Genomic DNA, 14,154 nt, shown 5'->3' with positions numbered 1-14,154 from the left:
GGAGTGCGGGCCTTGCGGCGTCAAAGCCTAAGCGTTACGACGACGCAGGAGAAGTACTCCCGCACCACCGATCACCAGGGCCAGGGCGAGGGCGCCGAGGGCCAAGGTTTCGGCACCCGTGTTGGCCAGAGTGCGCTGCGGCGCCTGTTTGGAGGGAACAGAGGCTGGCTTGGCCGGGGCCGCGGTCTGCTGCTGTTTTATGATGCGCTGCTGCTCAGCCTTCGGATCCGGGGTGTCGGTCTTCGGCTGCTCGGCAGTCGGCGCATCCGGGGTCTGCGGGGTCGGAGTCGGCGCAGAATCCGGGACCGGGGCAGAGCTCGTGCTGGAACCACCGATGAGCGGGATCAGCGGGATGAGGATCAGCGGCCACCACGGGATAGAGCTGCCGGGCACGGGGCCCTCCGACTCGTCGTCCTTCGTGTTGGTGACGGTGATGGTGCCGGCCTCGATGTTGTCGACGTCGGTAACATCTGGGGTGTAGGTACCGCTGTACTCGGTGTCATAGCCGTTCAGGGGGGCTTCGATGACGGAGTACTCGATCGGCTCACCGTCCGCGTCCACAGCAGGGAGGTTATCCCAGGTGTGGGTGGTGGTGCCCGGCTGCAGCGTCACCGGGGCGAGGATGTTGCCCTCCCCGTCGGTTACACGCGAACCGTTGGCCAGCAGGGTAAAGGCGATGGCCGGCGCCACGGCGGCGTCAACACCCTCCCAGATCTTCTCAACGGTCAGTTCCGTCACCGGGGCGCCCGGATCCACCGGGGTGTCCGGGGTTTTGGTGTTGGTGACGATGAATTCACCGTCGACGATTGCCTCCGGGTCCGGGGTGTAACTCTCCGGGAAGACAACGGAAGTGAAGCCCGGAACGGTGACTTCCTCCACCTTGTAGATGATCGCGCGCCCATCCTCCGTCTGCACCGGAAGGTTATCCCAGCGGGCAGTAGTGTTGCCTGGGGTCAGGATCGCCTCGCGGGCCGGGATCGCCACGAAGTCCTCCGGGGCATCCTCGACAGTGGCCAGCAGAGTGAAGGCGACCTCGGGGGCTTCCTCACCAGCAGCGAGTCCCTCCCAGACCTTGGTCACGATAATGGAGGTCATCGGGGCATCCGGGGTCTTGGTGTTCGTTACCGTGATTGCGCCGGCGGGAATGTTTGCCAGATCAGTCAGGTCGGTGGTAAAGGTACCGCTCACCTCGGAGGCATACCCCTCGATGGTGACCTCCTTCACCGAATAGACGATCGGCACGTTCCTCGCGGACTGTGTCGGAAGATTGTCCCACTGCCCCTCGGTAGCACCTTCACCGAGCTGGAGGGCAGGGATGAGTTCACGATGAAGATCACGGGCCGGCTGACCATCGGCCAGCAACTCGAACTGCACAGCCGGGGTAGGCCCAGCGACAGAAGTGTCCCAGTCCACCCATTCCTTTGTCACCTTCAGGGAAGTGGTCGGCTGCTCACCGTAGATCCAACCGGTGGCGTCGACCGTTTGGTACCAACCCGAATCACTGGCCCCGTTCGGATGCTCATCGGAAATCATGGTCGCTGTGTTGGTGACGTTGGCATCGACAGCCGGTACCAGTGTGTAGTAGTTGATCGCGTACTGCGCGGTGTCGGAAGGGGTCACACCGATGGATGCCAGGTACTCAGATACCCGGAACTCAAAGGCATCACCGGTGAAGGTGATGAATGGCAGCGTCTGCCCCAGACTATTAAGCGCCGGATAAGTGGTGGTTTGTCCATTGTCTCGCACAGCGACACTGACAAAATTCTGCAGGTAGTAGCCGTTGAGCTGCTCGTCGAGCTGCGCCTGGGTGAGTGAGCCCTCCTCCTGAGCCTTCACGCCGGGGGTGAACCCCGCCGGCATGCCCGCGATACGGTCAGTGATGACGATATCCTGGCCGATGTTGGCTGGCGGGTTTTCGCCGTGCCAGTTGTTCAACTCGATGAACCAATGGGCGAAGACCTGTCCCTCGACGGGGTTGATCCACTGGTAGTTGTACCTCGGGGTCTGCAGTTTCAGGGAAGTGGCGGTCCGAACATTGGTCGGCGCCGTGCTGTAACCGGACCATTTATTGATGGCCATCGGCGGGGCTGGTGGCGGGCCAGCACCCTTGTGGACCTGTTCATAGAGGGTCTCGTTGCCGAGCGTCACCTTGACGTTGACGTCGGCGTCATCGGTACCAGTGTGGTTGTACTGGGCGATGATCTCGAAGCCGCCGCGGATACCGACCAGACCGCCGATTCCCTCGCCGAAGGTGACAGTCACCTCGTTCGCGTTCACGGTTGCGGCGGTACCACCGCCGAGATCTGTAGCCGAGTTGGATACGACGCTGAACTCGGGTGGCAGCGTCACGGTGAAGTGATCACCGGGCTGAGTTCCGTCGGGGACGGTGAACTCGAAGCGGAACTTGTAGGGGGTGTTCGGAGCGAGGTTTCCTACAGTCTGACCATTGGGGTCGGTTAGAGAGAAGTCGATACCCGTGGGCTGGACAGGAACCGCCTGAGCCTTAGGCGCTTGAGCACCCATGATCCCTAGGACCATAGCGGCAATGACCAGCACTGCGATTAGCGTGCGGGACACCCGGTGATGAATGACCATTACTTTTCCTCATATTTACTTAGGCTGCTAAGGGAACATATGAACTTCCCACCGGAAAAGTGTATACCTATCATCGCCGGTGTACGTTTCAGCCTGCAAAATTCATGACAATTCACCCCCATTTCCCCCCCTAAAACTACAAGGCCCGCACTCCCCCATGGGAAGTGCGGGCCTTCAGCGTTGTCCGCTAGGAGCGGATCTCCTCGCCGGTGCGCAGGACACCGTCGATGAGGCGGGCGTCGTGATCCAGGAGGATCGCGGCCTCGCGGGGCTTGACGGCGTCGCCGGTGCCGCCGAGGTTGCGGTCGGCCGGGCGCTCGTAGAGAGCCTCGCCGCCGTACATCGCGTCGACGATGCGGCGCAGGCCGTTCTCCTCGCGGGCGGTCGCGGTGGCGGCCCAGGAGGCAGCGGCGTCCTGGCCGCGCTCGTTACGCAGGGCCTCGAGGAAGGCACCCGGGTGGACGATGGCGACCAGGGCGGACACGTGGCCGAAGCCGAGGGAGGTGACCAGGCCGGCCTTCGGGGCCTTCGCCGTCAGGTTAAGCGGGCGGCGCAGCCACACGAGGTGCTGGTGCTGGGCGAGAACCGGGTCGACGGTGTCCAGGGACATGTTCGCCGGGACGATGCCGGAGCGCAGGACCTGGGTCAGGCCGATCATCTGGAAGGCGGCGGCACCGCCCTTGGCGTGGCCGGTGAGCGTCTTCTGGGAGATGACGTACAGCGGGTTGCCGTCAGCACGCCCGATGGAGGCGGCGATGCGCTCGTGCAGGTCGGACTCGTTCGGGTCGTTGGCGTTGGTGGAGGTGTCGTGCTTGGAGATGATGGCGACATCATCCGCGGACACACCCACGGCAGCCAGCTGCTGCGCCAGACGCGAGTCCGCGCCACCGCGGGCGGCACCCAGGGCACCAAGGCCCGGAGCCGGGATGGAGGTGTGCGCGCCGTCGGCGAAGGACTCGGCGAAGGCGACGACACCCAGGACCGGCAGGCCGAGGTCGGCGGCGACGGTACCACGGGCCAGCAGCACGGTGCCGCCACCCTCGGACTCGATGAAGCCACCGCGGCGACGGTCGTTGGCACGGGAGAAGTAGCGGTGCTCGATGCCCTTGTTCTCCATCTCGGTGGAGTCGGCGGTGGCCGCCATGTCACCGAAGCCGGTGATGCCCTCAATGGAGAGGTCATCCAGGCCGCCGGCGACGACGAAGTCGGCCTTGCCCAGGGCGATCTTGTCGTAACCCTCCTCGACGGAGACAGCCGCGGTGGCGCAGGCGGCGACCGGGTGGATCATCTGGCCGTAGCCACCGACGTAGGACTGCATGACGTGCGCGGCGACGACGTTGGGCAGGGCCTCCTGCAGGATGTCGTTCGCGCGCGGCTCGGCGAGCAGGCCGTCGATGTAGAGGGAGCGCATGGATTCGACACCACCCATGCCGGTGCCCTGGGTGGAGGACACGCGGGCCGGGTGGACCTCACGCAGCAGTTCCGCCGGGGTGAAGCCGGAGGCGAGGAACGCGTCGATGGTGCAGACGAGGTTCCACAGTGCGAGGCGGTCGAGGTTGTCGATCATGTCGGCGGGGATGCCGTACACGGAGGGGTCGAAGCCCTCCGGGATCTGGCCGCCGACAAAGCGCGACATGGTGGTGCGGCGCGGGACACGGACCGCGGAGCCGGCGTGGCGGACGACGGTCCACTCCCCTGCCTCCTCGTCGAAGTAGGCGGAGGTGTGGTCCGGCTCGGTGTCAACGAAGGTCTTGGCCTCCTCCTTGGAGGCGACGGAGAAGGAGAGGTCCTTGTCCAGGTAGACGGTGGTCAGCTCGGGTGCGAGGTTGTCGACCATGAAGAAGTCGTCGTGGTAGCGGCGGACACCGACCTTGCCCAGCACCTCGTCGTGGAAACGTTCGTAGATCTCCTCCTCGGCGAGTTCCTGGTCGTCGGCGTCGTACCAGGCGCCGCCATCCCAACGGATCAGGCCCATGGTCCAGGCGAGCTCGATGACGCCGGCGGCGGTGAGGTCGCCGGTGAGCTCGGCGTCGAAACGCGTGCGGGCGGAGCCGTAGGGGCCCACCTCGCCGGCGCCGACGATGACGATCATGTCCTCCAGCTTGGTGGTCACACCACTGAAGTCGGGGGCGGTCCACTCGAAGCGGCGGTACGGGGTCGGCAGGGCGGTGAGGGTGCGGGGTTCCTCCACCTCCTGCTTATCGACGTCCGCCGCCTCAGCCGCCGCTTCCGCAGCGAGCTGGGAGATGTTGACGTCGGACTCGCCGAGTCCACCGGTGTAGTCGACGATGACCGGGGTCTGGGCGGCCTCGGCGCGAACGTCGTCGGTGATCTGGGAGACGAGCAGCTGCGCCATCTCCTCGTTGGAGAAGGTCTTCACACCCTTGGCCTCGATGGTCTCGACGAGCGGGTCGTTGCCGCCCATGAGTCCGGTGCCGCGGACCCAGCCGATGAAGGCGTGGACGAGGCTGGTGCGATCGCCCCACACCGGCTCGGCGTGCCAGCGGGTGACCAGGGCGTCCAGGGAGGCCTTGGACTCGCCGTAGGCGCCGTCGCCACCGAAGCGGCCGCGGTTCGGGGAACCCGGGAGCACGACGTGGAGACGCTTGCCCACGTGGGTGTCGGTGCCGATCTCGGACAGGCCCGCGATGAGGCGCTCGACGGCCCACAGCAGCAGGCGCATCTGGGACTCGGCGGCGGGGCCGGCGTCGGCCAGCGAACCCATGACGCGCGGGGCGGCGAAGGGGAACAGCAGGGTCGGGATGAGGGCCTTCTTAAGGACCTTCTTCTGACCATTGACCGTGGCGGTCTGCTCGTTGCCGATCCACTCGATGACGCCGTCGAGGTCCGTGTAGGAGCTCAGGTTGGCGGGCACGACCCACAGGGCGGCGGTGCCGCGGGCGGACGTGGCGTACAGGTTCTTGTAGTACGTCAGGCGGGAGTGGGACAGGCTGGAGGTGGTGACCACGACGGTGGCCCCACCGGCCAGCAGCTCGGCGACGACGCCGGCGGCGATCGAGTTGGGGGAGGCGCCGGTGACCACGGCAACGTCCTCGGAGTAGGCCAGGGCATGGGTGTTACGCGCCTGGGCGGCCAGCTCACTCAGGCCCAGGAACTCGGCCTGCTTGGCGACGTTCTCGCCGGCACCGGTGACATCCACGTGCGCGGCATCCAGCTCGCCCAGGGCGATGCGGGTGAGGTCCTCGCGGGCGGAGGCCCAGCGGTCGTCGAGAAGCACGGCCTTGTTGGCGTCAAAGCTCGGGGCGACCTGGCGCGGCCAATCGGAACCGAGCTCGCGGGAAACCAGGTCGAAGAGGGCGGCGTACTCGTCACCCTCGTCCTCAAGGTTGTGGGACTCCACCTCGGAGATGCCCAGCTGGCTCAGGATGGTGCGGGCGGTCTCCGCCAGCACGCCTTCCTTGCCGGTGACCTGCTCGGCGAACTCACCGAGTGCTGCGGAGTCGACGACTCCACCTGCTCCGCCACCGGCGGACGGCAGACCGACGGCGACGCCGCGGCGGGCGGCGACGGCCTGGACGGCGGCGTCGATGAGCGCATCCAGGTCGGAAGCACTGGACGGGGTGGCCGGGGTGAGGGTGGCCAGATCGCCACCGCGCAGGGAGGCACCCTCGCGGGCGCCGATGACGACCTCGGCGACGACATGGTCGGCCCAGCCGGATCCGAGCTGCCAGGTGCCGGTGACGCGCTCGGCGATGTAGCCAGGCTTCTTGCCGGTCGGGCCGGTGATGCGACGCAGGGCGTCGGCGGCGGAGTCACCGAGCACCGGGCCGAAGGCCTTGTAGCCCTTGGCCATCTTGGTCACGGTCTGCTTGAGCGCCGCCAGCTCGGCGTCGGCGGCACCGTCGATGGCGCCGAGGCCGAACTCCACGCCGAGGTCCAGCAGCAGCTGGTTACGGCGCGAGGATACACCCTCGACGAGGGTCTCAATGGAGTCGGTGGCACCCATCTGATCGGGGCGCACCTTGGTCCAGATGGCGATGAGCATCTCGGTGGCATCCGAGGGGGTGAACTCGATGTCATCCGGGGTGCCGGCACCGGCGGCGGCCACGGGGGCCGGGTTGGTGGCCGGGACGGTGTCACCGGTCGGGGCGTTGGCGGTGACCGGGGCCGGGGCGGCGGTGGACTTCTTCTCAGCCGGCTCCTCGGCCTCCGGGACGACGTCGGCGGCGACCTCGCGGACGATCTCGTCGGTGGCGAAGACGACCGGGCGATCGCGCTCGACGTTGAGGACCTCGATCGGGCTGCCAGCGTACTGCGGCAGGCGCAGGGTCTGGCCGAGCATGTTGGCCAGGGTCGGGGCGGAACCGACACCGACCTCGACGAAACGCTCGATGCCCAGGTCACGCAGGATGAGGTCCTGCGTCTCGATCCACCGGACCGGGGAGGCGAACTGCCAGGCCAGCAGCTCAATGAGCAGGGTGCGGCCGAGCTTGACCGGGTTGGCGGCGGCCGCGTCGAAATCGGCGAGGATCTCGTCGATGTACGGCGAGGCGACGACCTCGGTGATGGACTCGACGAACTCGCGGGTCAGCTCGAAGGGACGGGCCACCAGGTTCGGGATGTAGCGGTTGACCAGGATATCGAGGTTGATCTCCTGCGGGATGAGCGAGTCGAGGTGCTCACGGAAATCGCCCACCCCGTCGCGCAGGTGGCTGGAGTGGAAGGGCACGTCGATGCCCGGGATCATGATGAACGCGCGCTGGCCCGGTGCCTTCTCCTCGGCGTCCGCCTTGAGAGCGGCGAGACCGGCGCGGGTACCGGCGACGGCGTACTGGACGCCGGCGATGTTGTAGTTGACGATCTCCAGGAACTCGCCGGTCTTCTCCGACATTTCCTGCACGTAACCGAAGACGTTGTCCGCGGTCAGGCGCATCTTGTTCGGACGCAGGGCGGCCAGGCCGTAGTTGGAGTTGCCCTCCGCATCGCGCTCGACTAGGCGGTGCATGGTCAGGCCGCGGCGGTAGACGATCTCCACGACGGACTCCAGCGAGAGGACGCCGGAGTAAGCGGCCAGGGCGTTGTACTCACCGACGGAGTGGCCGGCGAAGTAGGCGCGCTGGTTAAGCGCCTCGGCCTCGCGCATCTCGGCGATCTGGGCGCAACCCAGGGTGGCCATGGCGACCTGGGTGAACTGGGTGAGGAAGAGCACGCCGTCCGGGTGGTGGAAGCGCTCGCCTCCGACGACGACCTCGGTCGGGTTGTTCTTGACGATCTCCAGGACAGAGAAGCCGAGCTTGCCGCGGGTGTGCTTGTCGGCGCGGTCCCAGGTCTCGCGTGCAGCGGCGGAGGAGGCACGGGAATCCATGCCCATGCCCTGGGACTGGATGCCCTGGCCCGGGAAGCCGTAGAAGGTGGTCGGGGCGGCCATGACGGCGGTGGCGGTGAGCACCATGTTGCCGTTCACAGTCGCGGTGACGGCGCGCACTTCCCCGTGTCCGGGGCGGTTATCGACGCCCGCGCGCTCCACCGTGAACTCAATCGTCTCGCCCGGCAGGACCGGGGCGAGCATGGTGGCGGTGTACTCCACGACGCGGCCCGGGGCGGTGGTGGCGGAATCATCCTGGTAGCCGGCACCGGCGACGAGCTCGCCGATGGCGGAGGTCCACATGCCGTGGACGATGACACCCGGCAGGCCGGCCAGGCCGGCGGCGGTGTCGGAGACGTGGATCGGGTTGCGGTCGCCGGAGACGACGGCGAAGGGGTGCATGGACTCCGGGGCCACGACACGCGCGTAGGCGCGGAAGGAACGCGGGGTGTCCACGACAGACGGCAACGCCGAGGTGTTGGTGCGGGCGGTCATCTTGCCGTTTCGGCCGCGGATGGCGAAACGCTCAGACAACTTGGCCAGCGGCTCACCGTCGGCGCTGATCTGCGCACGGACGACGACGAGGCGACCCATGTCGGTGTCGGAGACCTCGTCGGCGGTGGCGGTGACGTGCAGCTGGGCGGCGCCTTCCGCGACCGAGGGCAGCTCGCGCAGCATGGTCAGGTGGTGCTCGAGGTGGACGAGCGAGAGCATGCCCTCCACCACGGAGGCCGAGTCGGTGCCCGGGACGACCGCGGAGCGGACGGCGGCGAACACCGCCGGCCAGGCGCGGCCCACGAGGACATCCGGGGCAGTGCCGTGGGCGGCCAGCTCATTCGGCAGGTAGCCGGCGGTGACGTTGTCGTAGTCGGCGAGGTGGGAGGCGTCGAGGGTGGTGGTCCACTGGGCAGCACCGGTGGCGGAGACCTCGGCGAGCTCGCCGCCGGCGGCCACGCGGGTGAGCTCGGCCATGGCGGCCTCGGCGTCCTCCGCGGTGACCTGCGGGTTGGCAGACAGCGGGGCATCAGCCGGGACGGTGAATCGGATGGTGAGGTCCGTGGTGGTGCCCGCAGCAGTGGAGCCGGCCAGCGGGACGGTGAGCACGGCGTGCTCGGCATCCTCGGCCACCAGGCGCGCGCCGGTGGTGGCGTGGGTGGCGGAGGAGCGATCCTCTGCCAGGGTCCACTGCTCGGTGTCGCCGAGGCGCTCGATGTAGGAGGCCTGCTGGCGGCCGGCCCAGTAAGTGCCCGGGGCGGTGAGGACGCGCTCCACGATGGAGTCGGTGACCTCGACGGGCTGCTCGCCGGCGTCGATAAGCACGTCAATGGAGGCCTGGTTGAAGCGGCCGAGCAGTTCGGCGACCGGCTCGTTGGCGCGGGTAATGCCGGCGACGGCGGCGGTGCCCGGGATGATGCAGACCTCGTCGGCACTGTAGCGCTCGTCGTGGGCCTGCCACAGGGAGTCGGAACGCCACCAGCGGCGCACGTCACCGTCGATGACGGGGACGAAGTTGGCGGGCTTACCCGGGTTGAGCAGCAGCTTGTTGAACCAGGAGCGGTCGGCCGGGTGGAGCAGGTCGCGCTCGGCGAAGGGGTAGGCCTCCACGAGCTTATCGACGGCCCGCTGCGGGTTATCCGCGTCCACCTCAATCTGTGCCTCGAACTGGCCGTGGTCCAGGTCGCCGAGGCGGGCCTCGGCGCGCTCGACCATGTCGACGAAGCGGTTGAACCAGGACACATCGGTCCACTCGCCCTGGTAAGGGCCGGACACCTCGAGGTAGCGGTTCAGCCACTGGGCGTAGGTCATGGCCTCGACGTCGCCGAAGTAGGGCTTACAGGTCTTATCGATGGCCGCGATGATCTCCTCGCGGCGGGCGATCGCAGCCGCATCGTCACCGGCGACCTCATCGAGGAGGCGGCCGGCCTTGGCGAAGGAGTTCTCAATCTCGTAGAGATCGGCGCCCAGCTGGGAGCGACCGGAGGCGACACCGCCGGCCTCGCGTCCGGCACCGGCCCACTCGTCGGTGCCGGGGGCGTCGACAAGCGCCTGCTTGACGGCCTCGGAAGCAGTCGACTCGAGGGTGGCCATCGCGGCGGTACCGATGAGGATGCCATCGGTCGGCATGGCCGGCAGGTCGTACTTGCGCGACCAGGAACCGGTGATGTACTCGGCGGCCCGCTCCGGGGTGCCGATGCCACCGCCCACCACGAGGATGACATTGTCACGCTCGCGGATCTCGGCGTAAGTGGCGATGAGCAGCTCATCCAGATCCTCCCAGGAGTGGTGGCCACCGGCCTTACCGCCCTCGACCTGGATGATGATCGGGGTGTCCTCGACATCGTCGGCGATCTTGAGCACCTGGCGGATGTTCTTCACCGCACCCGGCTTGAACACCACCCACGGGAAATTCGCCGCGCGCAGCTCGCGCACGAGGGCGACGGCCTCGTCGTGCGGCGGCATGCCGGCGGTGATGATGATGCCGTCGATGGGGGCGCCGTTGGCGCGGGCGCGCGGCACAAGGCGCTTGCCCTCGACCTGCATGCGCCACAGGTAAGGGTTGAGGAACATGGAGTTGAACTGGGCGTTGACACCCGGCTCCAGCATGTCCTGCAGCTGCTCAAGGTGCTCGTGGAGGACGTCCTCGGTGACCTGGCCGCCACCGGCCAGCTCGGCCCAGTGGCCGGCGTTGGCGGCCGCGGCGACGATCTTCGGGTCCACGGTGGTGGGGGTCATGCCCGGCAGGGTCATCGGGGTGTAGCCCGTGACCTCGGTAAACTTGGTCACCAGGCGGATCTGACCGTTGCGGCTTTCTAGGCGCGGGGCGAACTCGGACCAGTCGCGGGGTAGGGAGGGGGCGAGGCCGGCGTCGAAAAGCTCCGCCTGGCCTTCGGTGTCGGACACGGTGAGCAGGCCGACGCCACGGCCGGCGATAATGCGGCGGGTGAGCGGGGACATGCCGCCCTCCGGGCCGACCTCGAGGATCCAGCGGGCACCGGCGTCGATGGCGGAGTCCAGCTCAGCGGGGAAATCGACCGGGGTGGTCAGCACCAGCTGCGCGGCCTCGCGGGCGATGGCGGTGTCCAGGCCGGACTTCTCGGCCCAGGCGACGGTCTGCTCGACCGCGGCCTGCATCGCCGGGTGGTGGAAGGCGATCTGGATGGGCAGCGGGTTGAAACGCGGGTTGAAGGGCTCGCCGCCGCGCTCCTTGTTCTCGATGGCCTTGGCGTCACGCTTGGCGAACTTGCCCAGCAGCTCCTCCACCGCCTGCAGATCCTGCGGGCGGCCGACCATGACATAGGTGTCGCGGGTGTTACGCAGGCCGATGGCCGGGCGCAGCTCCTCCGGGACCTCTGCGCAGGCGTGATCGATGGCCTGCTGCAGCTGCTCACGGGTAATCCCCATGACCGAGACCATCGGGGATGCCTCACCCTGCTTGAGCAGGCCGGTAATGCGCGCGGTGCGGGTCATCGCGGCACCGATGAGCTGGGCGATGGCCAGCAGATCATCCGACTCGGCCTGCCCCTCCAGCAGGAGGGTGCCCAGCTTGCCCTGGGAGTGGCCGACGGAGGTGACGGCCTTCTCCAGCTCGAGGCCCTGACGGTCGAGGGACTCCAGCACGGCCAGCTGGGCGGCGAAGATGCCGGGGACGCTGAGGGCGGCCTGGGCGGTGTCGAAGGCCGGGTTCTCCTCGGCGCGGGCCCAGGCGATCGGATCGAAGCCGTGGGGACGGGTACCGGCCAGCTCATCTGCGACAGGCGCGAGCTTGGCGGCGGCGCCGTCGACCAGGGAGGTGACGGCGGTGCCGACACCGGCGGCAATTGCCGCGCGCAGGGTCTTCAACCAGTCGAACCCCTGGCCGGAGAAGGCCAGGGCAAAAGGCTCGCGGTCGAAGCGGTTGATCAGTCGATCCGTCCCGAAGGAAGTGCTGTACTCGGTCACGTGGACTCGCTCCTGTGTTTCCTACTTTGTGCATGACGAAACTGGGGGCACCAAAGTGCCCACAAGTTTTGATAGCCAAATATGCCACAAAAACCTGAGGAAAGCGTCATCTTTGTGGCGAGTGTCGCGCCGATTGCTTATCGACGCCCACCCCCCGGCAGCTACGAACCAGTAGGTTTCGGTGGCGTCGGTTCGGGGCCAAAACCACCCGGGTGCTGGGCAGGTGCCAGGCCCGGGGGGCGCCCGCCAGGGGGCTCAGGATGTGATTGCTGCCACTTGCCTGCAATGGAGGGAGGATTATCACACAGGGGGTGGGCGGTGGGGAACGCGAAAGGTGCAATGACAGTTCGCACTGCCATTGCACCTTCACACGGTGCGCCCGGTGGGACTTGAACCCACACATCCGAAGACACTGGAACCTAAATCCAGCGCGTCTGCCAATTCCGCCACGGGCGCCTACCTGGGAGATATTACACTGCCGACCACCCCGCCCCGAACTCCACCTTTCGATGGATAGGGGGTAGGGTGTTATTCCGTGAGCGAGAACAACAGACCCCTCCGGCAGCGCAAGAAGGTCCGCGTCACCCACGTGATCTTCCTGGCTGTGGCAGTGGCCTGCACCATCGCTCTGGCGTGGTGGCAATGGACGCGCTTCCAATCCGGCTCCGGCACGTTCCAGAACTTGGGCTACGCCTTCCAGTGGCCCCTCTTCGGCGCCTTCTTCGTCTACGCGTACCGGAAGTTCCTCGAGTACGAGAACGACATGATCGACGCCGAGAACGCCACCGACGACCCCGAGTTCCTTTACGAGGCCCCCGCCCGGAAGAACGACCACGTCACCGCGATCGATGAGGACTTCCTGCCCTCCCGTCCGACCCTGGACGTCGACACATATAACGAGCTGAATGATCCGCGAAGGCGGCGTCGAGAAGCAACCACCGACCAACCTGGAGACCCCACCCCATGACTGCCACCCAGACGATCCACCCCGAACGCCAGAAGCGCGTCTCCACCGCGCTCCAGATCTTCTCGGTGACCGCCTGGATCACCGGCGTTTTCCTGGTGATCCTGGTCATCCGCATGATCCTGGAGTACATCCTCAAGGTGGACATCCCCGACTGGGCGACCATCATCGCGATCGCCCACGGCTGGGTCTACATGGCTTATGTCCTGGCGGTGCTGAACCTGGGCCTCAAGGCCCGCTGGCAGCCACTGAAGTGGCTGACCACCGCGCTCGCCGGCGTCGTACCCTTCCTCTCCTTCTTCGTCGAAGCTAATCGACGCCGCGAAGTCAAGGAAGAGTTCCAGCTCTCCTAGCGCTAGTCGAAAACGACGGTGCGGTTACCGTAGACGAGGACCCGATCCTCCAGGTGGTAGCGCAGACCGCGGGCCAGCACCGACTTCTCGGCATCTCGACCCAGGCGCTGCATCTCCGCCGGAGTGTCCTTGTGGGTGACCCGGATGACATCCTGCTCAATGATCGGCCCATCATCCAGGTCCGGGGTGGCGAAGTGGCAGGTCGCGCCGATGAGCTTCACGCCCCGCTTATGCGCCTGGTGATACGGGCGGGCACCCATGAATGACGGCAGGAAGCTGTGGTGGATGTTGAGGACACGGCCCTCCCACATCTCACAGAAATCCGGGGGCAGGATCTGCATGAAACGGGCCATGACGATGGCGTCCGGCTCGTAGGAGTTGACGATCTCCCCGACCTCCTCAAAAGCCTTCCGCTTACCGACGGCGTCCTTCGGGAACGGCACGTGATAAAACGGCACGCCATGATTGTCGGCGATGTAGGAGAGGTTGTCATGGTTGCCGACGACCGCGACGACCTCCATGGGATAATCATTCTCCGCGACACGTCCCAGCAGGTCATGCAGGCAATGCCCCTCGCGCGAGACGAGGATGACCGCCTTCTTCAGCTGCGCGGTGTCCCACAGCCGCCACTGCGCCTCGGGGCCGAACTCCGCGGCGACGGGGGCGAACTTCTCCCGCAGCTCGTCGATGCCCATGTCCACCGAATCGGCGCGAATGGCCTGCCGGGTGAAGAACCAATTGTTCTCCGGGTCCGTGAAATAGGCGGCCTCAGTAATCCATCCGCCCTGCTCAGCCAGGAAAGTCGAGAGCTTGGCGACGATACCGGTGGTATCAGGACAACCCAGGGTGAGCACGAACTGACGCTCAGCGGTCGCACCACTCGGACGGTTGCGGGGATCATTGATGTTCTGCGGGGTCATTTCTCGGATAGTAGCCCACTGCGCGGGGTCGCTCACGCGGTGGGGTCTCACTATAAA

The 14,154-nt window shown here is 66.8% G+C and carries 5 protein-coding genes and 1 tRNA gene; 2 read left to right on the top strand and 4 right to left on the bottom strand.

Annotated features, from left to right (window positions below):
* Positions 1 to 27 precede the first annotated feature (27 nt).
* From Q4G50_RS03375 to Q4G50_RS03365, 3 genes are all read right to left on the bottom strand, one after another.
* Positions 28 to 2,595 carry a Cna B-type domain-containing protein gene (locus tag Q4G50_RS03375; protein WP_303376233.1) on the bottom strand — a complete coding sequence of 856 codons (2,568 nt, stop codon included), beginning with the start codon at positions 2,593 to 2,595 and terminating at the stop codon, positions 28 to 30.
* Between the two features lie 187 nt (positions 2,596 to 2,782).
* On the bottom strand, positions 2,783 to 11,860 hold the full coding sequence (locus tag Q4G50_RS03370; RefSeq protein WP_303376232.1) for a type I polyketide synthase: 9,078 nt from the start codon (positions 11,858 to 11,860) through the stop codon (positions 2,783 to 2,785).
* A 374-nt stretch (positions 11,861 to 12,234) separates the two neighbouring features.
* A tRNA-Leu gene (locus tag Q4G50_RS03365) sits at positions 12,235 to 12,316 on the bottom strand.
* A gap of 79 nt (positions 12,317 to 12,395) precedes the next feature.
* Between Q4G50_RS03365 and Q4G50_RS03360 the strand changes: the two genes are divergently transcribed.
* Positions 12,396 to 12,827: a hypothetical protein gene (locus Q4G50_RS03360; protein ID WP_303376231.1), complete on the top strand. Its 432-nt coding sequence runs from the start codon at positions 12,396 to 12,398 to the stop codon at positions 12,825 to 12,827.
* Entirely contained in the window at positions 12,824 to 13,177 is a 354-nt protein-coding gene (locus tag Q4G50_RS03355; RefSeq protein ID WP_303376230.1) for a DUF3817 domain-containing protein, read from the top strand. Before Q4G50_RS03360 ends, Q4G50_RS03355 begins: the two co-directional genes overlap by 4 nt.
* Positions 13,178 to 13,179: 2 nt before the next feature.
* On the opposite strand, the gene purU is transcribed toward Q4G50_RS03355, so the two are convergent.
* Positions 13,180 to 14,097: a formyltetrahydrofolate deformylase gene (gene purU, locus Q4G50_RS03350; RefSeq protein ID WP_303376229.1), complete on the bottom strand. Its 918-nt coding sequence runs from the start codon at positions 14,095 to 14,097 to the stop codon at positions 13,180 to 13,182.
* Between the last annotated feature and the right edge of the window lie 57 nt (positions 14,098 to 14,154).

It is taken from the genome of Corynebacterium sp. (genome assembly GCF_030538285.1).
Lineage (GTDB): Bacteria > Actinomycetota > Actinomycetes > Mycobacteriales > Mycobacteriaceae > Corynebacterium.
This window is presented reverse-complemented; position numbering and strand designations above follow the sequence as displayed.

What these genes read in the sequence shown, in the direction of transcription:
- purU (WP_303376229.1), bottom strand. Translation starts at nt 14,097, where the DNA reads ATGACCCCGCAGAACATCAATGATCCCCGCAACCGTCCGAGTGGTGCG.
- Q4G50_RS03355 (WP_303376230.1), top strand. Translation starts at nt 12,824, where the DNA reads ATGACTGCCACCCAGACGATCCACCCCGAACGCCAGAAGCGCGTCTCC.
- Q4G50_RS03375 (WP_303376233.1), bottom strand. Translation starts at nt 2,595, where the DNA reads ATGGTCATTCATCACCGGGTGTCCCGCACGCTAATCGCAGTGCTGGTC.